Origin of the sequence: Salimicrobium salexigens, assembly GCF_900156705.1 — a bacterium.
GTDB lineage: Bacteria > Bacillota > Bacilli > Bacillales > Halobacillaceae > Salimicrobium > Salimicrobium album.
In genome coordinates this window covers 48371-73801 of record NZ_FTOK01000006.1, presented here as the reverse complement: position 1 = coordinate 73801, position 25431 = coordinate 48371, and the positions used below count along the sequence as shown (strand labels likewise).

Below are 25431 nucleotides of genomic sequence, written 5' to 3'. Positions count from 1 at the left end.
CCGGAGCCCGGTATCCGGAAGCAATAATCTTCCATTCTTACCGTCATTTCGCTAAAATGGGACTGGCATAAACGAAACGAAACAGACGGAACTGTCTTCAGGGAGGAGGGGGAAAATGGAAGAGGAAAACAAGGGGATACTCATTACAATCGTCGCTTATCTGCTGTGGGGTATTCTGCCCATCTACTGGAAAACACTGGAACACATAGCCCCTTTCGAAATTCTGGCCCACCGGATAGTGTGGGCACTCGTATTCATGGTTGGAATCGTTATCGTTCTCCGCAAACAGAAAGACTTTTTCCAGAGTGTACGGACGCTATGGAATGATAAAAAATCGCTTATCGGCATTATTCTGGCGTCCTTCGCCATCAGCCTGAACTGGTTCATCTTCATCTGGGCTGTAAACAGCGGGCATGTGGTTCAGGCAAGTCTCGGCTACTATATCAACCCTCTGATCAGCATCTTTTTCAGTATGCTCGTAATGAAGGAAACTTTCACGAAAGCCCAGTGGTTCTCTTTCCTTCTCGCCGGTGCGGGAGTGGCTTATATGACCGTTAACGTTGGAGCATTCCCGTGGGTGTCCGTCGCTCTTGCGATGAGTTTCGCAGTATATGGACTTCTGAAGAAAATGGCGGCCATCCCGGCCATTTTCGGTCTGACGGTGGAAACAGCAATCGTGACGCCTCTTGCTCTGGTTTACCTGATTCCTGCTTCCGGGTTCCCCGGAGAGGTGACGTGGTTCTCCTCGAATTCCCTGCTCGTATTCAGCGCAGGAGCAGTGACAGCCATACCTCTGTTACTTTTCACGAGCGGAACAAAACGCATACCACTCTCCATGGTGGGCTTTCTTCAATATATAGCACCGACTCTTATGCTTTTGATCGGGGTGTTTATGTATAACGAACCTTTCACATCCGTTCACGCCGTAGCTTTCGCTTTCATCTGGACAGGACTGCTTTTATATACCGTAGAAAGATTCAAAAAAACTGGCCATAGAAAAGTGAAACCTTCCGTTTAGAAGCGGCAGAACGAAGCAGGAAGGACGAGCGAAAGGCGGTTTTCCTTTCCCGGACATACTGCTTCGGGCACGAGCTTCTGGAAGGTGGAACTGGCCCTCGAAAAGTGAAACCTTCCGCTTAGAAGCGGCAGAACGAAGCAGGAAGGACGAGCGAAAGGCGGTTTTCCTTTCCCGGACATACTGCTTCGGGCATGAGCTTCTGGAAGGTGGAGCTGGCCCTCGAAAAGTGAAACCTTCCGCTTAGAAGCGGCAGAACGAAGCAGGAAGGACGAGCGAAAAGTGTTCGAACGAAAGCGAACCCCTTCCGCCCCGTGTTATACTGAAAAATATCAGCAACTCCAAGGAGAATGTACTATGGACGAAAAATCGATATCCATCATGCAGGCAGCCATCAAATTATTTGCAAAAAAAGGATTCACCTCGACTTCCGTTCAGGAAATCGCTAAAAACGCAGGAATCTCCAAGGGAGCTTTTTACCTTCACTTTTCTTCCAAAGACGAACTGCTTTTTGCCCTGTTTGATTACTACTATAATCAGATGAAAGCAAAAGTGGATGCATGTGTTAATGAACCGGATCCGCGCGAGAAGTTCGTTTCACAACTTGCCGTAATGTTCAAAGAAATAGCCTCCCACCGGGATTTCATTAAGATGCAGATTCGCGAACAGACGATACCGTTCAACGAAGATATCGAAACGTTCACCAGCCGGATGCGTTATGAATCGTACCAGTTCTATCAGAACCATATCCTTGACATATACGGTAAAAATGCGGAGGAATTCTCTTTTGAAATAAGTATCATAAGCGAAGGGATGTACAAAGCCTATCTGGAACTGATTCTTATGGAAGGAGCCCGCTTCGACTTCAGGAACCTGGCCGAAACCTTACTGCGACGGGTCGACTACCTCGTTGAAGGCTTTCTCTATCATCAGGATACTCCGCTGCTCACAAAAGCATACATGGCGGACCTCATCCCCGAAGAGTTCCTCGGCGTCAGCGAATCGGCCCTTCATAAACTGATACAGGCGGAAGAAACGAAAGCCGGCGGTGAAGAAAAAGAAGCGCTGACCATCCTGAAAGAAGAGCTCACTTCCTCCTCTCCCCGCACTGCTATCATTAAAGGAATGACGGCTGTCCTTCGGGAAGACGGCAGATTTGAAGAAATTATAGACCGTGTGGAAGAAACCTATCCGGAGATAAGGTCCCGTTAAATCTTTATTCGTCTTTCTCTCCATTCAAAAATCCCGTGACCTCCTGCCGGAGCACGGGGGATTTTTTCACTTCACTTGAACATTTCCATAAAAGCAGGTACCTGATTTTTGACCATCACCGGGTTGGAGGCCCACTTCCGGAATGCTTCCAGTTCCTCCTCCGTCCAGCTTCTCAGCGTACTGATGTAGCCGAGCGTAAAATCGTAGGAGGGCTTCAAAACTTCATCCCGTTCTTTGCGGTACTTTTCCATTTCCTCTCCGAACGACGCCCCGTCTGCCGTTTTTTGAATAACTTCTGCCAGCAGAAGAGCCTGCCAGATAGCATCGTTCATTCCGAGTCCCGTGCTCGGATCTTTGGCGTGAGCTGCATCTCCTATAAGAGCCCAGCCTCTGCCGTATGGCTCTCTGAAGAAATTTGGAACCCCGGGCGTCCCGATGACTTTTCCGTGAAGCACGGACTCCTCCATTCTCGCTTCCATTCCATACATGCGTTTAAATACTTTTTCAAACTCGTTTTGCGGATCCCGGGCAAACGACTTGAACTCTTCAGGATGGATTTCAAGACCGAGACAGTCCATCCCTTCCTGCATCGGAAAGACGAAGCCGATTCTTCCTTCCTCCAGGAAGATCTCCACCGCCGGGTCCGGGAGGGGAGATATACCTTCGTAATATCCGTAAAACACCGGACGCTGAGCCGGGGTGTAATCGTACATGGCAGCTCCCGCTTCCGCCGCGACGGTGGAATTCCGCCCGTCGGCTCCGACTACCAGTCCGGCTGTGAGCTCTGTTTTCTTCCCCTTTCTGTCCACGATTTCCACGCCCGTAACCGCTCCATCCGTCCAGAGCAGGCGACGCACCTGCATCTCCTCCCTGAACTCCACCGTTTCGAAGGCAGTCGCTTCCTCCATAAGCAGGGAGTCAAAAGATGCCCGTCCCGGAATTACCGTCGCCCCGTCTCTTTCTGCTTCTGTAAAACTCTTCCCGATATATGTACGCATCCGTCTGATTTCCCTGAGCCCGAGACCGGCCACCTTCTCTTTCACTCCCAGTACGTCTAGGTAATGCTGATGGGAAAGAAGGTGGGTCGATAACGTATCGCTCGGAAAGCTGGCTTTTTCAATCACCAGCGTCCGTATCCCCAGCTGGCCGAGTCTGATAGCGAGACTGGCTCCTGCCACTCTTGCTCCTACGATAATCACTTCATAATCTGACATCCTTCTCCTCCTTCATCTCTGCCCCACTCCCGCTTCGTCTCTTTCTTCTTTAAACGTATAATAGAATGAATAACAATTCAACCAATCCGGCATCACCATCAAAAAAGCCCGCCCCCACAAAGGGACGGACCGGTTCATTCCTCTTCCTTCTTCACCGCAATAATAAAACGATAGTAAGCGGAAAAACTGAGGAAAGCGACGATTGCTCCCGTAAAGACGGGGATGATCACCGGAAACATATAGACACTCACCATCAGAAGGAAGCCGTTCGTTACAGCAATCGTTCCGAAGAGGAGAGGACTGCCGAGCGTAATGAAGAAAGACCGCTTCACCAGTTTTCGAAAAGGCAAAGACACGTGTACGACTGTTGCGAAGAAGTTCACGGTAAATACGTACAGCAAAATGGAAGTGACAAGGAAAACTCCGGTAAGAATCGTGCTCGATTCATAAAAATAATAAATATCGACGGCAACGATGACCCACAGCAGGGTGAACAGCAGCCCTCCCGCAATACTTTGCAGGTAGTTTTCCCTGTAGTAACTCCAGTACGATTTGTTTTCGACCATATAATCTTTTCTTACCCACTCCCTCGCTTTAGCGAACAAAGCGGCAGTAGCCGGGAAAAAGACCACCGGAGCGAGCAGGATAATCGGTATCAGAAGTATGAGTACCTCACCCTGATCGCGGGCGTCAAGAAGACTTAGAACGAGGACGACAATGGGAAGGTTCATGGCAAACCAGGCCAGGTTCGTCAACGAAAATTTTGCTATCCACTCACTTACGGCATACATACCGCCCATAAACCCCGTTTGTTTTCCCATCATGGTTCCCCTCCCTGTTTAAAGTACGTGTACTCTCCGGTGAATTACGCCTCAGGCCCACCACATATCGGCTGGCGGTTCTTCGATGATAACATTGTCGAGATTGTTCACTGCTCTTTTGAAACCTTCTTCGATCGACATGATCGGGTCCTCGTGCTCTATACTCACCGCGTGGTCATAACCGAACGTTCTGAGAGCACTCACGATATCGGACCACTCCTGCACGCTGTGGCCATACCCGACCGAACGGAAACTCCAGGCCCGGCTGCGAACTTCCCCGTACGGCTGCATGTCGGTGAGACCGTACATATTCACATTTTCCTGATCTATATACGTATCTTTGGCATGGAAGTGATGGATCGCCCCTTCTTTACCAAGAATTTTAATAGCGGCAACCGGATCGATTCCCTGCCACCACAGGTGACTCGGATCAAGGTTGGCTCCGATAGCCGGAGAAGTAGCTTCGCGCAGTTTCAGCATCGTGTGCGGCGTATGAACAAGAAAGCCTGCATGAAGTTCAAGCCCTATTTTCACACCATGCTTCTCAGCAAGAGCAGCCTGCTCTTTCCAGTAAGGAACGAGTTTCTCTTCCCATTGCCAGTTCAGCACTTGTGAGTATTCCTCCGGCCATGGAGTGACGGGCCAGTTCGGCGTTTTGTCCGTCTCAGAACCTCCCGGCGTTCCGGAAAAAGTATTTACTACAGGTACCCCCATCAGGCCGGCCAGTTTCACAGTTTTCACGAAACTTTCATGAGAGCGGGATGCGAATGCTTCGTCCGGTGATACTGGATTGCCGTGGCAGCTGAAAGCACTGATTTCAAGCCCCCGCTTATTCACTTCCTCCAGATAAGCCCGGCGCTTCTCCTCACTTCCAAGCAGTTCGTCCACATGACAGTGAGCATCCCCCGGATATCCGCCTGTCCCTATCTCCACTGCCTTCAATCCCGAATCCTTCGCTTTGTCGAGCATCTCTTCAAAGGAAAGATCTGAAAATAATACTGCAAAGACACCAAGTTTCATCGTAACTCCTCCTCCTGCCTGTTCATTACTACCGCTTGCCCTGTACGACTGCTTTCATACATCGCGTCTATAATTTTTGTGACACGGAGTGCCTCCTGAGGATGCACAGCGAGTTTTTCCCCGCCGTTCAGGCCTTCAAGAAAATTAGCTATCTGCCTTTTTCCTGCCCATCCGCTCTCTTCTTCTCTCATTACCGGGGTGGCATCCCACACGGCACCGTGTTTCGACTGATACAGTTCGAACGGATACACGTCCAGCCCCCCCTGTACTCCCGATATGCTGAGAGTCGTATGATCCTCTTTTATATTTGCGGCCCAGGAGCATTCGAACTGAAGCGTCACTCCGTTTTCAAAACGTATGTAACTTGTCACGTGATCATCCACTTCGAACGATTCAGGATCCACTTCTCCCCAGTCATTCACCTGACCCGGCGTTCTGCTCAGCTCGTTATACGTCTGGGCGCTCACTTCCACCGGTTCCGGATTTCCGAGCAGCCAGAGCGACAAATCCAGCAGATGACACCCAAAATCAATAAGGCTTCCGCCACCCTGCAGGTCTTTGTCCGTAAACACTCCCCACCCCGGCACCTTTCTCCGGCGCATGGCCTGTACTCTCGCTACAAGAGGCTTGCCGAGTTCTCCCGCTTCCGTCACCCGTTTCGCCATAATTCCTTCCGGAGTGTGACGATAATGATAGGCGATAGCCAGAGTTCTATCATTTTCCTGCGCAGCTCTCAGCATAGCTTCTGCTTCATGCCGGTCCATGGCCATCGGCTTTTCGCACAAGACGTGCACGCCTTTGTTCAGGGCTTTTATACTCAGTTCCGCGTGGAATTTATTCGGTGTACAGATAATGACAGCGTCGACGATATCGAGCAGTTCCTCCGGAGACGTGCACACGTGAGGCACTTCAAACTCCTTTGCGACTCTCAAAGCCCGCTCCCTGTCCACATCCTGCACGGCGATCATTTCAGCCAGATGAGGAAGTGACAGCAGGGCCGGGATGTGGCGATCTGTCGCTATCCCGCCCGTACCGATCACTCCCACTTTCCATTTATTCATATTACCCCTTCTTTAACGACTGTATTTTACCCGTTTCCCCGGACTCCAGGGCTGCGAGAATGATTTCAAGGGATTTTTTCCCTTCATGACCGTCAATCAGCGGCTCTTCATCGTTCAGCACACTTTCCACGAAGTGATCGATGACTCCGGTATTCGTCTGGCCACCGCTTTCATTGGACTGGATCTGACCGAGCTGAAAATTGATTACATCCCCGTTCGTATAAGAAGCTACGAGAGAGTAATCCGGGTCGTCCTCGATTCTGAGCATCCCTTTCTCCGCGTAGATCACCGTGGAATTATCTTCGGCGGTGTTATAAGCCCAGCTTGCTGCCAGGGTACCGAGAATTCCTGATTCCGAACGGAGCATGCACACGGCATTGTCATCGACCGTAATACCATCTTTTGCGTTATTTTCAACAAAACCGGCTACGTCCGTGAACTCTTCTCCGAGAATATAGCGAATGAGATCCGCCTTATGGACGCCGAGGTCCCCCATCGCTCCGATGAACGCTTCGTCTTTTTTGAAGAACCAGCTGTCCTTCCCATCCACGCTCCAGTCTTCCGGCCCTCCGTGACCGAATGTTGTCCGGAAACTGTAGATTTTCCCAAGTTCCCCCGAACGGACAATCTCCCGGGCTTTCCGGTGGGACTTCACAAATCGCTGGTTGTGGGCAATCATCAGTTTTTTTCCGTTCTTCTCAGCCGCACTGATCATTCGCTCCGCTTCTTCCGTACTTGTAGCCATCGGCTTCTCACATAAAACGTGAGCCCCTGCTTCCAGGGCTGCAATAGATACGGAAGCATGTAAATGGTTCGGAAGGCAGATACTTACAATGTCCACTTCTTCTTTCTGGAACAGTTCTTCATAATCCGTATACGTCTTGGCATCGTAAATCTGACCCGCGATGGCAGCCCGCTCTTCTACAATGTCACAGACTGCAGTAATATCCGTCTCTTCATTATTTCTATACTCCACTAAATGCCGGTGCTGGGCGATACTGCCACAACCGACAATTGCCGTTTTTAATGTCATGAATCAACCGCTCCCTTCAGAAATTTTATATGCTTTTATTTTTTGGAGATGCGCTCAATCGGGGCAGCGTTCCCGTACTGGTGCTTCGGACCGTTCGTATTCTGCGCCCAGCGGATACCGTTACGGATCACCGTCTGTACGTCTTCATGATAATAAGTCGGATATGTTTCATGCCCGGGACGGAAATAGAATATCTTACCGTTGCCGCGTTTGAACGTAGCACCGCTTCTGAAAACCTCGCCGCCTTCAAACCAGCTGAGGAAAATAAGTTCATCCGGAGCCGGAATATCGAAGTGTTCCCCGTACATCTCCTCTTTTTCTATTTCAAAATACTGACCGATTCCTTCTGCAATAGGGTGGGTGGGATCAACGTTCCATATCCGCTCCCTGTCGTCAGCTTCCCGCCATTTCAGATCACACCCGGTCCCCATCAGCTTACGGAATACTTTCGAGAAGTGGGCGGAGTGGAGAACGACCAGTCCCATACCGTCAAGGACTCTCTGCTTCACTCTCTCGGCCGCCTCTTCAGTAACTTCTTCGTGCGCTTTATGCCCCCACCAGACGAGCACGTCCGTCCGGTCGAGGACTTCCTTCTTCAGCCCGTGTTCCTCCTCATCAAGGGTGGCCGTGGTAATAGTATGCCCGTCTTTTTTCAGAAAATCGGCAAGAGCCCCGTGGATCCCTTCCGGATAAATTTCCGAAACCGCCGGATTTTCCTTTTCGTGGCGATACTCGTTCCATATCAGTACGTTCATATTCATTACCTCCTGCTGTGCAACAATAAGCGAAATCGCTTGCACTTTTCTTTAAAAAAATTTATTTTAGTTCCCTGCACGATTCTCTTTCCACAATATTCGTAGGGATAATCAGACTTTTATTCATCATTGCGGGCTTCTGCAGTTTTTCGATAAGAGTGTCGGCTGAATAGTAGCCAAGCTGACCTGCATTGGTATCCACCGTTGTAAGGGATGGACTTGAGAGCCTGGAGACAATCGTATTGTTGAAGCTGATAACACTCATATCCCCGGGTACGGAAACGCCGGCTTCCTTAAGCGCCGTAATAATGGAAAGCGCATGAAAGTCATCCATGATCACAAGGGCCGTCGGAGGTTCCGGGAGCCCGAGCAATTCTTCTGCAATGATGGTGCCGTCATAGCTTCCGTCTTTTCTATACTTAATGTAAGAAGCGTTCTGCGGACACCCATGGAGAGCGAGCGCTTTTTTATATCCTTCCACTCTTGCTTTCGTCACTTCGAAATCGGCTTCTCCGCCGACGATCCCGATCCGCTCATGCCCCAGCTGGATCAGATAATCCGTTGCCTCATTCGAAGCCTGCACGTTGTCATTATCCACGTACATTATGTTCGATGCCTCCATTAACGGCTTCCCGACCATGACGAACGGAAAGTTCTGCTGCATCAGATAGGGAACGACCTGATCGTCCTCTTTGGAGTAAAGGACTACGATCGCATCCACCCTTTTCCCCTGCACCATTTTTATAACGTCCCGAAAAATAGCTTCCTCCGACTCTCCGGTCGTCAGATTCAGGCTGTAATCGTTTTCCTGACATGCCTTACTGATTCCGCTCAGAACTTCGGAGAAAAAGGGGTTATCAAAAGAATGGGAGCTCGAGTGTTTCATCACCACCCCTATCTTCTGGGTAGCCTGCCTCACAAGCACGCGGGCGTTGTAGTTCATGTGATAGCCCATGTCCTCCATGACTTTTTTCACTTTTTTCTTCGTAACCTGGCTGATTCGCGGACTGTCCGCAATCACCCGGGATACTGTCGAAGGAGCGACTCCCGCTTCCTTCGCTACATCCTTAATCGTAACAGACATCGTTCCTGCTCCTCTCTACTTCACAGCACCTTCCGACACACCATCAATGATCTGTTTCTGGGCAAAGAAATAACCGATGATGACCGGGATGATCGCTATAGTCAGACCGGCAAGTGCAAGGTGCCACTGTTTCGTATACTGACCGAAGAAGTAAAACATCTTCAGCGGAATCGTTGCGTTCGCTTCACTCAGTACGAGCGAGGGAAGCAGGTAATCATTCCAGATCCAGATCGTATTTAAAATAGCCACCGTTACGGAAATCGGTTTTAACAGCGGAAAAATAATATACCAGAATGTCTGGAATCGGCTGGCCCCGTCTATAATGGCCGCTTCATCCAGGGATTTGGAAATACCGGTCATCGCCCCGTGGTAAAGGAAAATGGAAAGACTGCATCCGAATCCGAGATACATGAAGATAAGACCGGCAGCGTTCAGCATATCCACCTGACCGAAAATGGCCACCAGGGGAATCATAACAGACTGGAACGGAATGAGCATGGCTGCCACAAATACGAAAAAGATGATGCCGGAGAGCTTACTTTTGTTCCTCGCAAGAGCATATCCCGCCATGGAGGAGAAAAGAATAATGATCAGAATGCTCAACCCGGTTATAAGTACGGAATTGAAAAGGGACTTCAGAAATTCAAGTTCCGCAAAAGCGTTAACGAAGTTTTCAAATGTAAATTCAACCGGTATTCCGAGGACACCCTCGAAAATTCCACGCTTCGTTTTAAAAGCGTTGACTATCATCAGGTAAAACGGAGAGAGCCACAAAAGGGCCAGCAATAAGCCGAATATTTCAAGCAGTCTTGTATTTCGTTTCTCTCTATCCTTCTGCATCACACGTCCACCTCACGTTTCTTATTGTAGTACACCTGTGTCAGGGAAATGACGGCTACTATGAGGAAGAAAATAACCGCTTTCGCCTGGGCATACGCCATCTCCCTGTCACTGAAGGCTGTACGTACGATTTCCATCGCCACCATCTGCGTGGAGTTGAAAGGTCCTCCATTCGTCAGTGACAGGTTTTGGTCGTAAATTTTGAAAGACATGGATAATGTAAGGAACATACTGACCGTAAAGGCGGGAGCCACTAGCGGGAAAATGACATTTTTGAATCGCTGTACCGCATTTGCCCCGTCAATTTTCGAAGCTTCGATCAGCTCTTTCGGCACGTTTTCAAGATAGGCTATATAAATGATCATAATATACCCGGCCATCTGCCAGGAGGTAAGGATTACAAGTCCCCAGAAGCCTGTGTTCGTTGTAGATAACCAGCCGCTCAGACCTTCAATCCCCGTAATTCCGGATATATCACCAAATACAGAGATGAAAATAAATTGCCAGATAAACCCGAGTATGAGACCCCCGATAAGGTTCGGCATAAAAAAGATGGTCCGCATTAAATTATTCGTCTTCATGTTTCTCGTAACGAGAAGTGCGAGGCCAAGGCCGAATATGTTCAGCAGCAGCACGGTGATAACTGCAAACTTGATAGTGAACCAGATCGAATTCATGAACTCATCTTCCTGGAACAATTTTATGTAGTTTTCCAGACCGACGAAATTGTTCGCCGTTAATCCGTTCCAGTCCGTAAATGAATAAATCAGTCCGTAGACGAACGGGATGACCACAACAATTCCGAGCCCGAGAATAACGGGGGTCAGAAAAAGCCAGAATGATAAACTCCTGTTTCTCATAATAAGTTCCTCCTCAGTTGTAAAAAAGCTCTTCTGTCGCCTTCAGTAACCAATAAGAGCGCTATAGTTCAGCGCTCTTTACCGGTCTTCTGTTATTTGCTTATTGTCTGGCTTCTTCCCAGGCATCAGTCGCCTGTTTCTCCACTTCTTCCCACGTTATATCACCGGCAAGATATTCCTGCATGGCGACGCCGAGAGCATCTTCCGTCCAGGCTGTAGGAGCTCCGAGGAAAACCCAGCCGAGCGTATTCCCTTCTTTCGCGTAGTTGTATATTTCCTGGGAAATAGGATCCGCGATTTCCTGGTCTTCGTACCCTTCGTAAGCAGGAATGAACTTGAATTCTTCCGTTACGAATTTCTTACCTTTGTCAGACGTGTACATCCAGTCGAGGAAATCTTTGGACGCCTGTACCACTTCATCTTCGGATTGCTTGTTTACCACCCAGTAGTTAGGCACGCCTACAGGAATACTTCCTTCATAACCTTCCACCGGAATAGGAAGAAGTCCGACATTGTTTTCGGCGAATTCCTGATCCATGGATTCGATCGTGTTGTACACCCAGTTACCCTGCTGAATCATCGCTACGTTTCCAAGAGAAAAGTGCTCTTCCACCTGCTGGGAATAATCGAGACTCAATACAGGCTGAATGGAATTTTCACTCTGAAGATCCGTGAACTCTTTCATCTGATCTCCCATTGCGAATTCCACAGTCTCCGCTTCATATGCTTCCATTACATCGTGATTGAACTCATCCGCCAGGTAGGCGTTTGCCAGGTGGTTACCCATAACCCACTGTTCTTTGCCGGGGAAAGCGAACGGCGCTTTGATTCCCAATTCTTCTTTATTGGAATTCAGGGTTTCCACGGCACCTTTCAGATCTTCCATCGTCTTGATCGAGGAAGCATCAATACCCGCTTCTTCGAAAACTTTCTTATTGTAAAGAAGTCCATAGCCTTCCTGGTTATAAGGAAGTCCGAGAACCTGATCGTCACGACTTACACCGTTCAACGTCCCCTCAAGAGCCGCTTCGGCAGCTTTCGTATCCGAAACGTCGGCCAGATATTCTTCGTACTCGTCCACGTCCGTCGGTCCGCCGACGTTGAAGACGTCAGGCTCTTCGCCGGAGGAGAAGGAAGTTTTCAGTGAAGCACCGTAATCGTTACCGCCACCGACGGTTTTGACGTTAATATTGACGTCCGGGTTCTCTTCTTCATACATCGATACAAGTTCTTCAAACTGATCTTTGAATTCCACTTTGAATTGAAAAACGTCAACCGTAACCGCTTCGCCGTTGCCGCCTTCTCCTCCACCGTCATTACTTCCGCCGGAAGATTCTTCACCTGAGCCGAACGAACAGCCCGCCAGCACACTTGAAGCCAATAGAGCCGTAGCAATCCCTGAATAAAACTTTTTCTTCTTCATTCCATACACTCCCTTTTACTGTTTCTGATGTTTTGAATCCGCTTACAACTTACACAAAAAAATAAAGGACGCCGGAAAAGTTTGTGCATTCGTTTGCAAAAATATCCAATAAATTACTCCTTCTCCTATGTAAAGAAAAGGACAGGTGACAGAAGCGATACTGTGAATTCGTTTGCACAGTTTCATTGTCTGTATCTTAGCACGATTACAAACATATTACAATAAGTATTCTGAAAAATATGTATCATATTATTTTTTTCCATACAAAAAAAGCCGAAGGGGGTACCCTTCAGCTCTTTACGCATAATTAAATTAAAAGCTTCTTTCTTCTTGCACGTTATCGTCCTGATCGAGAATCAGAACTTTACTCGGAGAGTTCTTCTTCGCAATTTCTTCGGCTTTGCTGACTGCGGAATCAAAATCTTCGAAGAAATCCGTCGGAGCGATGTCTTCGATTTTAATGTACCAGCCGTTTTTGTCCTTGTTTTGTACTACGCTATATTCTTTTACCATAATTAATCCACTCCTCTTTTAATGATCGGATACTTTTGATTGTACCCCGCCTCTTTTTCCTTCAAACATATCTCAAATAGTCAGAAAATTAGTTGACATACCTTTCCTCTGGTGGTTATACTTCATAATAAGCTTAAATTGAATAGTTCGTGCGACTCTTATTAAGAGCGGCTGAGGGATTAGGCCCTGTGAAGCCCGGCAACCTTCAAACATCAGTTTGAAAAGGTGCTACGTCCTACAGATCTTACTGATCTGGAAGATAAGAGGAGGCAATATATAAATCAGCCCTCTTCTTAACTTATCAGAAGGGGGCTTTTTCTGTGCCCGGTCTCCCCGGCCGCATTACCTATACAATTCCACTGGAGGGAAGATAGATGTCCGTCAATCATATCCGAACATGTGAAACCGTTTATAAAGAAGTGTCGATCGGGGAGTTCATTTGCGAATCAGGTGAACGGCTGCCGGAAGTTACCCTTGCCTATGAGCAATCCGGCAACCAGAATGCGCCCCTGCTCCTTATATGTCACGCTCTCACAGGCAATCAGTACACCGTGGGTACGGAAGAAGAGCCCGGATGGTGGAGAGGTCTATTCGGAAAAGAAGGGATAGTCCCGGAAGAAGAGTTTCAGACTGTCACCTTCAACGTGCTTGGTGGCTGTCACGGTTCTACGGGGCCTGCGAGCGTAAATCCCGAAAATGGAGAGGTCTATCGCCTCGACTTCCCTTCCATAACAATCAGAGATGTAGTACGGGCTCAGAAAAGGGCTCTGGAAGTTCTCGGCTTCACGCACATACATGCCGTACTCGGCGGGTCACTCGGTGGTATGCAGGTGTATGAGTGGGGGCTTATGTACCCGGATGCGATGGATAAGCTGTTTATTCTCGCTTCCACCCCGGCCCTCAGCGATTATGGAATAGCATTCAACCATATAGGGGCGGAAGCGATAAAACGTGACCCGCGGTGGGACAATGGTAATTATCAATCGAATGAGAACCTCGACGGTTTTGAAATTGCGAGAATGACGGGGATGGTCACTTACAGAAGCAGATCTCTGTTTCACCAGCGCTTCAACCGCCGGCAGAACGAAGAAAGTTATCATATCCAGTCCTATCTGGATCATCAGGGGAAGAAGATTAAAAAACGGTTCGATGCCAACAGCTACCTTTACCTTCTTGAGGCGATGAACCATCATGATATTACAAGAAACAGAGGAGCCATGGAAGATACGGTGCAACAGTACAGAGCAGATATTTATACGATGAGTTTCGAGAAAGATCTCATATATCCGAAGGAATCCATGGAAGAATTTTCACTCCTCACTCCACACGCTGTGCATTTCCATATCGATACCGAATTCGGTCACGACGGCTTCCTTGTCGAATTCGATAAGTGGGGAGAGTTCATCAGATATCACTTACGTGTTTAACGGCTGCAGAAGATCCGTTATCAAAAAAGAGCCAGGCCGGGAGACAATAAAAAAACAGCACATTACCTCCACCGGCCGCAGCCGCCTGAGGTCTCTGTGCTGTTCCTTAGAAGATTACATTCCGGCCAGTCGTTCTGCTCCGGACTTTTCCCTGCCTGTTTCCTTTTCCCTGCTCCTGGAGTCTTTCAGCTCAGGAAGTACTTCCCGTAATAACGCAGGAGTTTTTTCATTCAATCCGCTCATGACAAGCTGCCCGTTCGAACGGGCGGAATTCACGAGCTGCTCCGTCACCCACGCCTCGGACTTCCCGGCCCAGTTAGGGCGATTGATGAGTGCTTTTTCCGGGCTCACCCTGTCCCCGGAAACCAGCACCTCCTGCTGACCTGTAATGGAGCTGAGCAGGTTCACGGAACGTTCCCGGTATTCGCTTTCTTTCTTATCCGAGAGACGTCCCGGGAGCCTCTGGTTCCATGTATGAGCGACCACAGCGTGCCCCTGTTCTTTTATAGCTTCCACCGCGGCCGGATATCGTTCGACACGTTTGCCGATCAAAAAGAACACAGCTTTCCGGTCGTTCTTCTCCAGCGCCCGGAGGATCTCTTCTGTCCTCTTCGGATGGGGGCCTCCCATCACTGCTACAGGATACTCTTCTAACATTTTTTCGGTAACAGGAATTTCAGTGATCTCTTTCTCCGTATGAAAAATCCCCGGTCTCTCCGTCATATCCGAACGCTTCTTCATGAACTTTTCTTTGAACCACTCCGGGTGCTCCTGTTTATTCACCCGTACGGACTGATTCCCCGCGAAGAAAGTGAAAGCGTCCCCTTCATACGTAAAGCTGTTAAGTTCCTTCTCCGATAGTTTGCGTTCAAAGGTGCGTTCCAGATGGTCCCGGATTTCTTCATAATCATTCTCACTCCGAAGAAAATGGGTAAGCGAAAGTTTCTTGCCGTTCGATTTCTCAAAATGAAGCACCGTTTCATCAAAAGCCTTACGCTTCTCTCCCCACGTTACGGTCTCGTTGAACTTAACTACATATGTAGCGCTGTCTTCATAAACGATGTCATAGTCGACGTGGAGTTCCTGCACAGCAGAGATCCCTTTTTTCTTTACGCGTTCATAACTGTCTTTTTTGAAGTCGGAACGCTGTTCATTCACGTAGTCCAGTACCGTCTGGTCAATCTGGTCATTCGGCGTTTCCGGGTAGTGCATCACAATGGAAAGTTTGTCGAATTTCTCAACTTTCGTTTCTATATCAGCTTCATACTTCTCATAATTCTCTTTTTTTACCGGTTCCTTTTCTTTTTCTTCACCGGCATTAGCCATAAACGAACAGCCGCTCATCAATATGAAAAACCCCAGTATTAGTCGTCTCATTTTTCCCCTCAATATCCTGAAATATTACATCGCAAGATACATTGTAACACAACTGTAAAGAGGGGGAGAGAATTTATACGGTAAGAATTTCTACCGGATAGCCGATGAACAGTCCTGTTTCCACAACACCAGGCATTGCTTTAAGAGTACTTTCCGCGTCAGCGGGGATATCTTCAAAGGTTACATCCAGAATGATATTGCCTCCTTCTGTAATGACAGGGCCGTCTTTTTTCTCAGCCATCCGCATCTCGACACGCTTCACCGAAGATAAATTTCCGAGTCCTGTTTCCACCAGATGAATAGCTCTCGCATCCACTTCAATCGGCACAGCGAACTTCTCTCCGAGTCTCTCTACCATCTTGCTTTTATCTGCAAGAATGTACGTCTTTTCCGCGCTGGCCATCACGAGTTTCTCCCGGAGCATAGCTCCTCCGCGACCTTTGATCAGTCGACGGTCGCCGTCCACTTCGTCCGCCCCGTCAAATCCCCAGTCGGGACGGGAATCTATAAGCGTCGTAGTTGCAAGTCCTAAGACCGCACAGTTTATTTCCGCTTCTTTGGAAGTGGGTATGCCTTTCACATCAAGCCCTTCTTCGTTCACGCGTTCCGCAATAGCCTGCAGCGCCAGGAAGGCAGTGGAGCCGGAACCGATGCCTATGACATCCTTATCTTTCACTTTTCCCGCTACCTGATCCGCTACCCGCTGTTTCTCTTCTCTGTTCGAAATATCTCTGGACCAGTTCAACTGACCGGCTAACTGATTTGTCCATTGCATGACCATCACTCCCATTAGAATTGTATGCCTTTCCAAGTATATCAAAATCCGCTCACTTAATTAAATGATGCCTGAAAGCGTAAACGACAGCCTGGGTACGATCCTGGACCTCCAGTTTCCCGAGAACGTTGCTGACGTGTACTTTGACCGTTTTGGGTGCAATAAAAAGGAGGTCTGCAATTTCCTGATTCGTTTTGCCTTCCGCCATGAGCAGCAACACTTCTTTTTCCCGTTTCGTCAGCTGTTCATGCAGCGGTTCTCCACTTCTTTTGCCCATCAGTTTTCCGGTGACTTCCGGTTCGAGTATCGACTGCCCTCCGTATGTAGCTCTTATCGCTCCGGCAATCTCATCGGCCGTTGACGTTTTCAACAGATAACTCACTGCTCCCGCCTCAAGCGCAGGGTACACTTTCTCATCATCGATAAAACTTGTAACGATAATGATCTTCGCCTCCGGCCACTCCGAAATGATTTTACCGGTAGCTTCGATGCCGTCCATCCCTTCCATGACGAGATCCATAAGAATAATATCCGGTCTGTACTCGAACGCTTTCTCCACTCCCTCTTTTCCATTTGCCGCTTCAGCAACGACTTCTATATCCGGCTGAGCGGACAGATAGGCGGACACCCCGATTCTGACCATTTCATGATCATCTACGAACAGGACCCGGATCATACTTTTTCCTCCCTTCCCTTCCGTGGTAATTTCACTTCCACCCTCGTACCGTCATCTTTTACGCTTACTATTTTCAACACTCCCCCTACTTCAAGAGCCCGCTCGTTCATGTTGACCAGGCCATAGGAATTCGTGCCTGCACTTTCCGTATCAAAGCCTTTCCCGTCATCCAGAACCCTGAGCAGAACGAAGTCATCTCTCTGCAGCAGCTGCACTGTAAGATGGTCAGCCTCGGCATGACGCAACGTATTCGAAACAGCTTCCTGAAGAATACGGAACAGCTGATCTTCCTCCCCTTTTTCAAGAGACACTTCCTCCAGCTGTTTATCCACCTGAAGAGGGACTTTCTGTGTCAGTTCCTCAAGAAGGTCTTTTGTTCCTTCCTTCAGCGTTTTTCCTTTTAACGGGACAGGCCGCAGATGAAGGAGAAGAGCCCTCATCTCAAGTTGGGACTGGTGGATCATTTGTTCCACCATACGGAGCTTGCTGTTTTCTTCCTGCTCACTGATTGCAGACATCATCATCGAAGCCGCGAACAGCTGCTGGCTGACCGAATCGTGCAGTTCCCGGGCCAGCCGGCTCCTTTCCTGAGTGACCACTTCCTGAATACTTCTTTCCCTTTCGTCCGCCCGTTCGGATGCCTGTTTTCGGGAAAGTTCCGTCTGCCGGCTCATTTTTCTTTCGATCGCTTCCAGACGGGCGCGCACTCCTTCCCCTGTCTCCTTAGCATCCACCGGAATGCCCTGCACCAGGCAGTCGAGCTGCCGGTAGAGATGTTTCTTCTTCTGTTTTTCCTGAACACCCTGAGCCAGCCCGGTGCCGATACCAAAGGTGAGGCCAGCCAGTACAGGGACGAGAAGGAAAGGCATATCCAGTACCTCTTTCCTGTACAGCAGCGACCAGTTCTCCGGAGGAAAAGTGAGGAAGGTAATGCCTGTCAGCAGAACGGAAAAAGAAATAAACAGCAGCACGTAGAATATAAGGTGTTTTTTCATATGCGCTTCACCTCAAGGTCTCCCGACAGAACAGAAGTGACAATCCGCACGCCAGGCTCTTTCCATCCGTAGTCTTCTGTCTGATAATGAACCGTTCCGTTCCACAGATGCGTACTCCGGTAATCGAAAATAGTCGCGCGCCCTATGAGAGCGCTGTGATGAACGAGCACTTCCGTTTCATACGGTACGTAAATTGTAAGTGTACCCGCCAAATGCCTGACGGAAATGACCGCTTTTTCCGGAAGTACGGTGTGGCTCAGGTCTATCGTTCTGTCACCGATGCCGCCGTGCACGTTGATATCGTTCCAGGCGTAAGCTTCGGGAGTCGTCTGATCTCCCCACATTTTCTGGCTGATTACCGGTTCCTTCTTCGGGGAAGGGGGTTCTCGAGAGAAAACGGGCCGGGCAGGATGTCGACCTGCCTGGAAGTAATTATAGAGGAAAAGGACGAGGAGTATAAAAAGGAGGAAGCGGACGACGGCCATACTTAAAATAGTCATAACGAGAGATACGAGCCCGATCCAGAACACTACCTTCCCGAATGCTCTGTCATAGGAACGGTGCCCGACATACACGAGGATACCGCTGAACAGCAGGGAAAAGAGAATTCCTCCATCAAAAAGAATGATTTCGGCTATAAGAAGTACCGCAGCAATGAGCAGAAGTTTATTAATCGTTTTCGTTCCCACTTTCTCAAACATAATAATCCTCCCCCCTACACAATACTCTCCCGTATCGGACGATACAGGAGAGATATTGGTTCACTGATTTTTTTCCAGCTGCCGGATCTTACTGTCGAATGTCGATTTCCGGTAAGAACGCTGAATCTGCTCCTCCAGCCTTTCCATGTGGCGATCCAGTTCTGTAAAACGGCTGTACGGCTGTTCGGACGCTTCTTTTGAAACACGGTCCATACGGTGATGGGCTCTCGCTATATTCTCGCGTCCCATCAGCTCCATACGCTTTACGTGCATATCCTTCAGTTTATGTTTCATTTCTTCATATTTGTGTTCAAGTTCCTGCAACTGCTGATCCGTTTCCTGCTTCGATTGTAGCAAACGTTCCGCCCGATTGGTATAGGCTTCCTGTTCCGCAAGAGCGAATTCTTTCATTTCTTCTTCTCCGGCATTTCCCGCTACGACAGCCTGCCGTTCCCGTTTTTCAGCCATGTTCTTCGCCTGCTCGTACTCATTTTCGAACTCCTGTTTCAGTTTGTACTGACGTTCAATCAGCTTCTGCACATTTTCCGTTTCCTGTTCGCTTTCTCTCAAGTACTGGTTCAGCAGGGCCATAGGATTTTTTTCTTCTTTTTTATCCAGAGCGTCGTGAATATCCGCCATAAAAGTGTCTTTCATTCTCGTGAATAGGTTCGTCATGGGTATCCCTCCTTATTGTAATTGTTTCCACTGTTTCTCGAAATTAGTGAACGGATCGTCCTCAGGTTCCGGTTCTTCTTTCTTCCAGCTTCTATAGACAAGGTACAGCCCGTAAGCAGCGGCAACCCCGATCAATGCCGGAAGGTGAGGCGTAATAAAAGCAAGAACCAGCAGTCCGACGATCAGCCATCCTATTTTCCCGCCGGCAGAATCCGTCCTGGTAAACTGTCTATAAACGAGATATAGCAGCCAGATCCCGACAGCAAGCATAATCAATGGTCCGAGACTTGCCAGAATAATCGCCAGAGCCGCCAGAGCTCCGATGAACAATAAGAACTGTTTCATACCATCTCCTCCTTCAACACTAATATTACGGCACTCCGGTACTTCCCGTAATGAGCCGGAGACATATCTTCCCCTAGGTCCGGAGGCGTATTTATTTCCTTTCTGTCCCGCAACCCCGTCGATCTGCGCGTTCCTGAGTGGAAAAGCAGCGCAGAAATAAACAGACACCGCAACGACCTCACGATAGTATGCGGTCACTGCAGTGTCTGCTATTTCTGATATTCATTCTGTTCCGGGCCAGGTTTCTTACCTGTTCAAATAATCCGCAGGTCTTTAGGAGTTTTCGTTAAAATTTCATATCCTCCCTCCGTAACAAGCACATCATCCTCGATCCGTACACCTCCGGTTTCAGGATCGTAGATACCGGGCTCGATCGTATACGTCATCCCCGGCTTCAGCACATCTTCATTCAGATGACTCATGGAAGGGAACTCATGGACATTAATGCCAAGACCGTGACCGATACGGTGCGGGAAGTAATCCCCGTATCCTGCTTCTTCAATGACATTTCTTGCCACCTGGTCAAGGTCTCCGATCCTGGTGCCAGGCTTACTTATATCAAGAGATGCCTGTTCCGCCCGCTTCACCGTTTCATATATTTCGCGCTGTTTTTCATCTACTTCTCCAAAGGCTACCGTTCTCGTTATGTCTGAAGTGTATCCTTCCCACACGACTCCGAGGTCGAACAGTACAAGATCGCCCCTTTTCAAAGTCCGGTCTCCCGGATTTCCATGCGGGTGCCCGGCCTTCTCGCCGAACAGAACCATCGTGGAGAAGGACATCTCCCGTACCCCCCGTTTCTTCATTTCGAACTCGATCCGGGCAAGGACTTCCATCTCCGAAACTCCTTCTTCGAGAGCCGCTATGCCTGCTTCCACTCCCTCATCGGCAAGAGAGGCCGCCTTTCTCATAATACTGATTTCCTTCTCGTCCTTGAGGAGCCGCTGTCGGTCGAGCAGTCCCGTGACGTCCCTGATTTCGGGAGTGGCGAAAGCTTCGATCAGCTGCCCGGCTCTTCCGTAAGAAAGATGCTCTTCTTCTATCCCGAGAGTATGTACAGATTCGTTATAATCCGCAAGCGCCTCCCACGGATTTTCATGGTCCTGATAGGCGATGATATCTCCTTTGAATCCGGTTTCTTTCAGCTGCCCTTTCTCCATTGCCGGCAAAACAGCCACCACTTTCTCATCCGGGAAAACGAGCAGACCAAGAAGTCGTTCGTGCGGGTCGGTCAGGAAACCGGTCAGGTAAAAGAAGTTCTCCTTCGAACTTACGAATGCCGCGTCCATGTTCTCTTTTTTCATACTTTCACAAAATGTTTCCATTCTTTGTGTCATTTTCATCCCTCCTCCCTTTATCCTATCGAACGAGCGGAAGATTGCCAACTTAATGACAAATTTTCGACAAATCCTTTTTTCATACCCTCACCCCGGAGCCAACATGTATAATAGGCATGTAGAAAGGAGTGAAGTTTATGGATCGTACGCGTTTTCTCATAAAAACTTCAGCCGTTTATGCGTTTATCGGGGCATTTATAGGCTCTCATATGGCCGGAGGCGGCGGCCTGGAACTTTCCGCTATCCACGCTCACATTCTTGTCGTCGGGTGGCTGTCCCTTTTCGCTTTCGGCATTTTTTACAAAGTGTTTCCGATACCAAAAGATTCCAAACTCGCTATCGCTCACGTATGGGGGTCGTTCATCGGGGTTTTCGGACTGACTGTCGGAATGTGGCTTTACTACGCGAAGCCGTTCCCCGGCCTTGAAACATTCAGCACCGTCTTTTTTATTGTAGGCGGAACTATTCTGCTAATAGCTTTTGCTATCTTTCTCGTTATCGCCTTCAAGCACAGCAAATTTATTTCGGAAGACTAAAAAAAGCTGCCCGCCCGCTACTCCGTAAAAGTAGTGGGGGACAGCTTTTTTATTGCGCTTTTATATAGACGTTCCTATTCCTCCGGATCTTTTTTCATAGCGGGCCAGAACGCGTACTTACCAAGAACTTTCGTTATGGAAGGTACGAGGAACGGGCGCACGACGAACGTGTCGATCAGAACGCCTATGGCGGTCACCGTACCGAACTGGACGAGGACCTGCAGAGGCAGTACGGCAAGAACCGCAAACGTTCCTGCCAGAATCAGGCCGGCGGAAGTAATAACCCCGCTCGTACTGCTTACCCCGTTGCTGATGGCAGCATCGAGTTTCATCTGCTCCCTGTTCTTCCATATACTCGAAATCATAAATATATTATAGTCATTTCCGAGTGCCACCAGGAACACGAAAGAGTACAGAGGAATGAGTCCCTGCATTGCAGGCTCTCCCATGACGTAGTGGATGATGAGCCATCCGAGTCCGAGAGCGGAAAGATAGGAGAGACCGACAGTCAACAGCAGATATCCCATCGCCGTAATGGACCTGAGATAAGTGACGAGGATGAGGGCTATGATGACCAGAATTACCGGGATGACGATGTTCTGATCACGACTCGTCACTTTCTCCGTATCATACAGACCGGCCGTTTCCCCGTTGATCCATACCTGGTCTTCCGGGTCCTCCTCTCCTTCTTCCTGAAGCCGGTCTTCCACTCTGTTCTTAAGCTCGGGAACGAAAGCCACGGCTTCCCTTGAATAGGGATCTATGGAGAGCGTGACGCTGTATTGTTCATACTCTTCGTTCTCTTCTCCTTTCTCCGCTTCCCCGACGGACTCCACCTCGTCGAGAGCTGCAATATCTTCCCGGAGAGAAACTTCCCTGTCCGACCGGATAAGCACCTGCATCGGTGCTACCGTACCTTCCGGATAGTGTTCGCCTATAATCGCAAATCCTTCGCGGGAAGGCATATCATCGGGAAAAGAATCGAACACTCCGTACGTATAGTTGATACGGGGGACGAACAAAGCAAGGATACCGAGCACTACTACCGTCACCGTGATAATGGTCCACGGTTTTCTCACCGTGATCCGACCCACCCATTCACTGAATCGGCTTTTCGTTTTCGGTCGTCTCACTTTTTTCCCTTTTTTATTTTCCAGTTTCTGAATCATTTCTTCTGTCCGCGGAATGAACGGAAAGAAAGCCGTTCTTCCAAGAAGAGCCAGAAGTGCGGGAAGAAGCGTCAGAACCGCTACAGCCATAACGATGATAGCCACACTGAACGGGACGGCGAAACGGTCGTAGGAAGCATATTGTGCCGCCACGAGCGTAAACAGACCTGCGGCTGTCGTCAGCGCACTGATCATAATCGCTCCCCCGGAATGAGCGATCGCTTTCGTAAGAGCGGTATATTTATTCGGTTCCATGAGAAGTTCGTCACGGTAACGGGTGATAAGGAACAGACAATAGTCCGTCCCGGCCCCGAACAGAAGTACAGTCATAATCGAGACCGCCTGGCTGTCGACGACGATCCACCCCTGGTCTGCCATAAATCCGAGAAGCGGACTTATTATACCGTAGGCGAAACCGACACCGATCAGCGGGACGACCGCCAGAATAGGAGAACGGTATAAAAGGACAAGCAGGAACAATACGAGAAGTACGGTAGAAATGAGCAGAGTGATATCAGCCGTACTGAAAAGCTCCGTGGAATCGATTTGTATCCCTACCGCGCCTGTATATCTGATATGCATACCGTCCTCGGATAAGTCCGTATCGAAATAGTTCTCTCCCGTGATTTCCGTAATCCGTTCCTGCAAGCTGGAAAGGACCGGCTGCAGATCGTCCGTGGTGGCCTCCTCGCTGAAAAACACCGGTGTCGTCAGAGCCTCTTCGTCCCCGGAAGCGGAATCGAGCAGCGCCTGAGGCGGAAGTTCTCCGAAAGGAGGAATCATGGACTGGTATTCAAGCGGATCCTCATCCAGATTCTGATATAACGTATTTATGTTTTGCAGATCTTTCTGTTCGAGTCCGCCATCTCTGTGCCATACGAGCAGAAGAGGTACACCCGCATCATTCGGAAACTGTTCGTCTGCAATATTCGAAGCCTCCACCGACATCGTCTCTTCCGGCAAAAGCTGACTCCCCCCGGTTGTTTCGTCGTTCACCTGGGGCCACACGACAGAGACGACCGCTACGAGAGCAATCCAAATGAGGAGAGTCACCCACCTCGTTTTTGAACCCGCTATAGTCTTCCCCCAATTTTTCAGTAAGTTTTTCATGCCCTCACCTGCTCTTCCTTTTTTATTAGTTATTTATAATTATATATACTGGTCAGTTAATTATCTAGTAATTTTTTCTATGGTATAATCAAAAAAACGTTTACGCATCAGGAAAGGAGGAGGGCTTATGCCGGAGGGACCAAAAAGATCTGTGGGCAGACCAAAGGTTTCCGAACAGAAACAGCCCACTTATGAAGCCATCCTCCAGTCTGCTTCCACTCTGTTTATGGAGTACGGATACCAGCGCGTGTCTATCGATGACGTAGCCGGACACTCCGGTGTGACGAAAGCGACTGTCTATTACTACTATGCCACAAAAGCAGACCTCTTCACTAAAACGATGGAACATACGATGGAGATGATAAGTCTCCAGATGGAGAAGATACTGAGAGAGGAAACGTCGCTCTACAATAAACTCCTGCGGATTGCGGATGCTCACCTGAAGGCTACCTTCCACATAGACATGGAGGGGCTTATGCGGGAGACGAGGTCCTCTCTGTCCGAAAAACAGAGAAAAGCTACGAAAAATGCGGAAGAAATGCTCCACACCACTCTTGAAAAAGCTTTTATGGACGCTGTAACTTCAGGGGAGATTCCGGAAGTGCCTTTAAAATTCGCCGTCCAGACGTACGTGACTCTGCTCCGGGTGGGGAATTACCGGGATCATGCCAACCTTCCTCTTTTTCCCACTACAGAAGAAACGGCAGAGACCCTTGTCACTTTTTACTGGAACGGACTGTTCGCCCGACCGCTGAATAATAATACTGATACCCATCCTTCTGAAAATTGAAACAGGCACCCTCACGTGGAGGATGCCTGTTTTTGATGTTGCCGCCATCTTGTATTCCTGAGATATGACCCTTCCAGACGAACCGCGGTGAGAGCCGCTACGAAAGCTAACGCTCCATCTTTCAGAAGAAACGGAAGCATACTCGCCCAGGCAGCAGTATAACTGATACCCGCACCTTCTCCGGCCCAAAGGGATAAAGCTGCGTAAAGCCAGGTAACCCCAATCAGATAATTTACGGCAAGACCGGCCAGAGAGGCCTTTACATACCGATTGAAGGCCTGTCTCTTCTCAATGACCGCTCCCGCTGCATAAGCGATCCCCATAAAAGATAATACAAATCCGAAAGTGGGCGAAACGAAACTCCCGAGCCCCCCGCTAAAACCTGCAAATACGGGTACGCCGATTAAACCTACCGCGGTATAGACGAACATAGCGAATGCCCCGCGTTTTTTCCCGAGAATCAGTCCGCTTAATATAGCAACAAAAGTCTGAAGCGTAAGCGGCACTCCCATTACCGAAAGAAATGGTGCTATAGCAGTGATGTTTGCTCCGATGGCCATAAGAGCCACGAACATCGAACCGATTGTAATATCATATGTACGCATGTGTTAACCCTCCCGTTCGTTACGTTAACTTTAATAAAAAAAGTTTTTTGTGTCAACCTTGT

The 25431-nt window shown here is 48.9% G+C and carries 27 protein-coding genes and 1 riboswitch; of the genes, 5 read left to right on the top strand and 22 right to left on the bottom strand.

Features of this window, described 5'->3' with window-relative positions:
• Positions 1 to 115 precede the first annotated feature (115 nt).
• On the top strand, positions 116 to 1018 hold the full coding sequence (gene rarD, locus BW931_RS08525; protein WP_076571561.1) for an EamA family transporter RarD: 903 nt from the start codon (positions 116 to 118) through the stop codon (positions 1016 to 1018).
• Between the two features lie 354 nt (positions 1019 to 1372).
• Positions 1373 to 2227 (top strand): TetR/AcrR family transcriptional regulator, encoded by an 855-nt coding sequence (locus tag BW931_RS08515; RefSeq protein WP_076571554.1) that lies wholly within the window; start codon positions 1373 to 1375, stop codon positions 2225 to 2227.
• A 71-nt stretch (positions 2228 to 2298) separates the two neighbouring features.
• Here BW931_RS08515 and BW931_RS08510 read toward each other — a convergent pair whose 3' ends face one another.
• The 12 genes from BW931_RS08510 to BW931_RS08460 form a co-directional block, all read right to left on the bottom strand.
• Positions 2299 to 3441, bottom strand: a complete 1143-nt coding sequence (locus tag BW931_RS08510) for an FAD-dependent oxidoreductase (protein WP_008589363.1) — start codon at positions 3439 to 3441, stop codon at positions 2299 to 2301.
• A gap of 12 nt (positions 3442 to 3453) precedes the next feature.
• On the bottom strand, positions 3454 to 3579 hold the full coding sequence (locus BW931_RS13780) for a hypothetical protein (protein ID WP_268794164.1): 126 nt from the start codon (positions 3577 to 3579) through the stop codon (positions 3454 to 3456).
• Positions 3576 to 4262 (bottom strand): YesL family protein, encoded by a 687-nt coding sequence (locus BW931_RS08505; RefSeq protein WP_008589362.1) that lies wholly within the window; start codon positions 4260 to 4262, stop codon positions 3576 to 3578. The genes BW931_RS13780 and BW931_RS08505 overlap by 4 nt, the downstream gene beginning before the upstream one ends.
• A 51-nt stretch (positions 4263 to 4313) precedes the next feature.
• Entirely contained in the window at positions 4314 to 5282 is a 969-nt protein-coding gene (locus BW931_RS08500) for a sugar phosphate isomerase/epimerase family protein (RefSeq protein WP_008589361.1), read from the bottom strand.
• Positions 5279 to 6343: a Gfo/Idh/MocA family protein gene (locus BW931_RS08495; protein ID WP_076571551.1), complete on the bottom strand. Its 1065-nt coding sequence runs from the start codon at positions 6341 to 6343 to the stop codon at positions 5279 to 5281. The genes BW931_RS08500 and BW931_RS08495 overlap by 4 nt, the downstream gene beginning before the upstream one ends.
• A 1-nt stretch (position 6344) precedes the next feature.
• Positions 6345 to 7376: a Gfo/Idh/MocA family protein gene (locus tag BW931_RS08490; protein WP_076571549.1), complete on the bottom strand. Its 1032-nt coding sequence runs from the start codon at positions 7374 to 7376 to the stop codon at positions 6345 to 6347.
• A 35-nt stretch (positions 7377 to 7411) separates the two neighbouring features.
• A complete protein-coding gene (locus BW931_RS08485) occupies positions 7412 to 8131 on the bottom strand; it encodes a ThuA domain-containing protein (protein WP_076571546.1) in 720 nt (239 codons plus the stop codon).
• A 61-nt stretch (positions 8132 to 8192) separates the two neighbouring features.
• Entirely contained in the window at positions 8193 to 9215 is a 1023-nt protein-coding gene (locus BW931_RS08480) for a LacI family DNA-binding transcriptional regulator (RefSeq protein ID WP_076571543.1), read from the bottom strand.
• Positions 9216 to 9230: 15 nt separating this feature from the next.
• Entirely contained in the window at positions 9231 to 10055 is an 825-nt protein-coding gene (locus BW931_RS08475; protein WP_076571540.1) for a carbohydrate ABC transporter permease, read from the bottom strand.
• Positions 10055 to 10915, bottom strand: coding sequence for a carbohydrate ABC transporter permease (locus BW931_RS08470; protein ID WP_076571537.1), 861 nt, complete (start codon positions 10913 to 10915; stop codon positions 10055 to 10057). Before BW931_RS08470 ends, BW931_RS08475 begins: the two co-directional genes overlap by 1 nt.
• A gap of 100 nt (positions 10916 to 11015) precedes the next feature.
• Positions 11016 to 12338 (bottom strand): ABC transporter substrate-binding protein, encoded by a 1323-nt coding sequence (locus BW931_RS08465; RefSeq protein ID WP_076571534.1) that lies wholly within the window; start codon positions 12336 to 12338, stop codon positions 11016 to 11018.
• A gap of 312 nt (positions 12339 to 12650) precedes the next feature.
• Positions 12651 to 12851: a DUF2188 domain-containing protein gene (locus BW931_RS08460; RefSeq protein ID WP_008589353.1), complete on the bottom strand. Its 201-nt coding sequence runs from the start codon at positions 12849 to 12851 to the stop codon at positions 12651 to 12653.
• A 155-nt stretch (positions 12852 to 13006) separates the two neighbouring features.
• A riboswitch (SAM riboswitch) is annotated at positions 13007 to 13117 on the top strand.
• 108 nt (positions 13118 to 13225) lie between these two features.
• Between BW931_RS08460 and metX the strand changes: the two genes are divergently transcribed.
• On the top strand, positions 13226 to 14278 hold the full coding sequence (gene metX, locus BW931_RS08455; RefSeq protein WP_076571532.1) for a homoserine O-acetyltransferase MetX: 1053 nt from the start codon (positions 13226 to 13228) through the stop codon (positions 14276 to 14278).
• Positions 14279 to 14392: 114 nt separating this feature from the next.
• Here metX and BW931_RS08450 read toward each other — a convergent pair whose 3' ends face one another.
• The 8 genes from BW931_RS08450 to BW931_RS08415 form a co-directional block, all read right to left on the bottom strand.
• Positions 14393 to 15655 carry a polysaccharide deacetylase family protein gene (locus tag BW931_RS08450; protein WP_084193889.1) on the bottom strand — a complete coding sequence of 421 codons (1263 nt, stop codon included), beginning with the start codon at positions 15653 to 15655 and terminating at the stop codon, positions 14393 to 14395.
• A 73-nt stretch (positions 15656 to 15728) separates the two neighbouring features.
• Entirely contained in the window at positions 15729 to 16430 is a 702-nt protein-coding gene (rpiA, locus tag BW931_RS08445) for a ribose 5-phosphate isomerase A (RefSeq protein ID WP_076571527.1), read from the bottom strand.
• Positions 16431 to 16482: 52 nt separating this feature from the next.
• Positions 16483 to 17106 (bottom strand): response regulator transcription factor, encoded by a 624-nt coding sequence (locus BW931_RS08440; RefSeq protein WP_076571525.1) that lies wholly within the window; start codon positions 17104 to 17106, stop codon positions 16483 to 16485.
• Positions 17103 to 18101: a sensor histidine kinase gene (locus BW931_RS08435; RefSeq protein WP_008589346.1), complete on the bottom strand. Its 999-nt coding sequence runs from the start codon at positions 18099 to 18101 to the stop codon at positions 17103 to 17105. Before BW931_RS08435 ends, BW931_RS08440 begins: the two co-directional genes overlap by 4 nt.
• The gene (liaF, locus tag BW931_RS08430) at positions 18098 to 18802 is read right to left on the bottom strand and encodes a cell wall-active antibiotics response protein LiaF (RefSeq protein WP_076571524.1); all 705 of its coding nucleotides are present in this window, start codon (positions 18800 to 18802) and stop codon (positions 18098 to 18100) included. Before liaF ends, BW931_RS08435 begins: the two co-directional genes overlap by 4 nt.
• Before the next feature lie 60 nt (positions 18803 to 18862).
• Positions 18863 to 19477 (bottom strand): PspA/IM30 family protein, encoded by a 615-nt coding sequence (locus BW931_RS08425; RefSeq protein WP_008589344.1) that lies wholly within the window; start codon positions 19475 to 19477, stop codon positions 18863 to 18865.
• A 12-nt stretch (positions 19478 to 19489) separates the two neighbouring features.
• Complete coding sequence (locus BW931_RS08420) at positions 19490 to 19822, bottom strand: lmo0954 family membrane protein (protein ID WP_008589343.1); 333 nt, start codon at positions 19820 to 19822, stop codon at positions 19490 to 19492.
• Positions 19823 to 20076: 254 nt separating this feature from the next.
• On the bottom strand, positions 20077 to 21159 hold the full coding sequence (locus BW931_RS08415; RefSeq protein ID WP_008589342.1) for a M24 family metallopeptidase: 1083 nt from the start codon (positions 21157 to 21159) through the stop codon (positions 20077 to 20079).
• Positions 21160 to 21296: 137 nt separating this feature from the next.
• Here BW931_RS08415 and BW931_RS08410 point away from each other — a divergent pair, with 137 nt between their 5' ends.
• The gene (locus BW931_RS08410; protein WP_008589341.1) at positions 21297 to 21695 is read left to right on the top strand and encodes a hypothetical protein; all 399 of its coding nucleotides are present in this window, start codon (positions 21297 to 21299) and stop codon (positions 21693 to 21695) included.
• Between the two features lie 74 nt (positions 21696 to 21769).
• Here the strand turns inward: BW931_RS08410 and BW931_RS08405 are convergent, their stop codons facing one another.
• Positions 21770 to 23974, bottom strand: a complete 2205-nt coding sequence (locus BW931_RS08405) for an MMPL family transporter (protein ID WP_076571523.1) — start codon at positions 23972 to 23974, stop codon at positions 21770 to 21772.
• Between the two features lie 127 nt (positions 23975 to 24101).
• Here BW931_RS08405 and BW931_RS08400 point away from each other — a divergent pair, with 127 nt between their 5' ends.
• Positions 24102 to 24764, top strand: coding sequence for a TetR/AcrR family transcriptional regulator (locus tag BW931_RS08400; RefSeq protein WP_008589337.1), 663 nt, complete (start codon positions 24102 to 24104; stop codon positions 24762 to 24764).
• Positions 24765 to 24775: 11 nt separating this feature from the next.
• Here BW931_RS08400 and BW931_RS08395 read toward each other — a convergent pair whose 3' ends face one another.
• Positions 24776 to 25369 carry a biotin transporter BioY gene (locus tag BW931_RS08395; RefSeq protein ID WP_076571520.1) on the bottom strand — a complete coding sequence of 198 codons (594 nt, stop codon included), beginning with the start codon at positions 25367 to 25369 and terminating at the stop codon, positions 24776 to 24778.
• Positions 25370 to 25431 lie beyond the last annotated feature (62 nt).

What these genes read in the sequence shown, in the direction of transcription:
- rarD (WP_076571561.1), top strand. Translation starts at nt 116, where the DNA reads ATGGAAGAGGAAAACAAGGGGATACTCATTACAATCGTCGCTTATCTG.
- BW931_RS08515 (WP_076571554.1), top strand. Translation starts at nt 1,373, where the DNA reads ATGGACGAAAAATCGATATCCATCATGCAGGCAGCCATCAAATTATTT.
- BW931_RS08510 (WP_008589363.1), bottom strand. Translation starts at nt 3,441, where the DNA reads ATGTCAGATTATGAAGTGATTATCGTAGGAGCAAGAGTGGCAGGAGCC.
- BW931_RS13780 (WP_268794164.1), bottom strand. Translation starts at nt 3,579, where the DNA reads ATGAACCGGTCCGTCCCTTTGTGGGGGCGGGCTTTTTTGATGGTGATG.
- BW931_RS08505 (WP_008589362.1), bottom strand. Translation starts at nt 4,262, where the DNA reads ATGGGAAAACAAACGGGGTTTATGGGCGGTATGTATGCCGTAAGTGAG.
- BW931_RS08500 (WP_008589361.1), bottom strand. Translation starts at nt 5,282, where the DNA reads ATGAAACTTGGTGTCTTTGCAGTATTATTTTCAGATCTTTCCTTTGAA.
- BW931_RS08495 (WP_076571551.1), bottom strand. Translation starts at nt 6,343, where the DNA reads ATGAATAAATGGAAAGTGGGAGTGATCGGTACGGGCGGGATAGCGACA.
- BW931_RS08490 (WP_076571549.1), bottom strand. Translation starts at nt 7,376, where the DNA reads ATGACATTAAAAACGGCAATTGTCGGTTGTGGCAGTATCGCCCAGCAC.
- BW931_RS08485 (WP_076571546.1), bottom strand. Translation starts at nt 8,131, where the DNA reads ATGAACGTACTGATATGGAACGAGTATCGCCACGAAAAGGAAAATCCG.
- BW931_RS08480 (WP_076571543.1), bottom strand. Translation starts at nt 9,215, where the DNA reads ATGTCTGTTACGATTAAGGATGTAGCGAAGGAAGCGGGAGTCGCTCCT.
- BW931_RS08475 (WP_076571540.1), bottom strand. Translation starts at nt 10,055, where the DNA reads ATGCAGAAGGATAGAGAGAAACGAAATACAAGACTGCTTGAAATATTC.
- BW931_RS08470 (WP_076571537.1), bottom strand. Translation starts at nt 10,915, where the DNA reads ATGAGAAACAGGAGTTTATCATTCTGGCTTTTTCTGACCCCCGTTATT.
- BW931_RS08465 (WP_076571534.1), bottom strand. Translation starts at nt 12,338, where the DNA reads ATGAAGAAGAAAAAGTTTTATTCAGGGATTGCTACGGCTCTATTGGCT.
- BW931_RS08460 (WP_008589353.1), bottom strand. Translation starts at nt 12,851, where the DNA reads ATGGTAAAAGAATATAGCGTAGTACAAAACAAGGACAAAAACGGCTGG.
- metX (WP_076571532.1), top strand. Translation starts at nt 13,226, where the DNA reads ATGTCCGTCAATCATATCCGAACATGTGAAACCGTTTATAAAGAAGTG.
- BW931_RS08450 (WP_084193889.1), bottom strand. Translation starts at nt 15,655, where the DNA reads ATGAGACGACTAATACTGGGGTTTTTCATATTGATGAGCGGCTGTTCG.
- rpiA (WP_076571527.1), bottom strand. Translation starts at nt 16,430, where the DNA reads ATGCAATGGACAAATCAGTTAGCCGGTCAGTTGAACTGGTCCAGAGAT.
- BW931_RS08440 (WP_076571525.1), bottom strand. Translation starts at nt 17,106, where the DNA reads ATGATCCGGGTCCTGTTCGTAGATGATCATGAAATGGTCAGAATCGGG.
- BW931_RS08435 (WP_008589346.1), bottom strand. Translation starts at nt 18,101, where the DNA reads ATGAAAAAACACCTTATATTCTACGTGCTGCTGTTTATTTCTTTTTCC.
- liaF (WP_076571524.1), bottom strand. Translation starts at nt 18,802, where the DNA reads ATGTTTGAGAAAGTGGGAACGAAAACGATTAATAAACTTCTGCTCATT.
- BW931_RS08425 (WP_008589344.1), bottom strand. Translation starts at nt 19,477, where the DNA reads ATGACGAACCTATTCACGAGAATGAAAGACACTTTTATGGCGGATATT.
- BW931_RS08420 (WP_008589343.1), bottom strand. Translation starts at nt 19,822, where the DNA reads ATGAAACAGTTCTTATTGTTCATCGGAGCTCTGGCGGCTCTGGCGATT.
- BW931_RS08415 (WP_008589342.1), bottom strand. Translation starts at nt 21,159, where the DNA reads ATGACACAAAGAATGGAAACATTTTGTGAAAGTATGAAAAAAGAGAAC.
- BW931_RS08410 (WP_008589341.1), top strand. Translation starts at nt 21,297, where the DNA reads ATGGATCGTACGCGTTTTCTCATAAAAACTTCAGCCGTTTATGCGTTT.
- BW931_RS08405 (WP_076571523.1), bottom strand. Translation starts at nt 23,974, where the DNA reads ATGAAAAACTTACTGAAAAATTGGGGGAAGACTATAGCGGGTTCAAAA.
- BW931_RS08400 (WP_008589337.1), top strand. Translation starts at nt 24,102, where the DNA reads ATGCCGGAGGGACCAAAAAGATCTGTGGGCAGACCAAAGGTTTCCGAA.
- BW931_RS08395 (WP_076571520.1), bottom strand. Translation starts at nt 25,369, where the DNA reads ATGCGTACATATGATATTACAATCGGTTCGATGTTCGTGGCTCTTATG.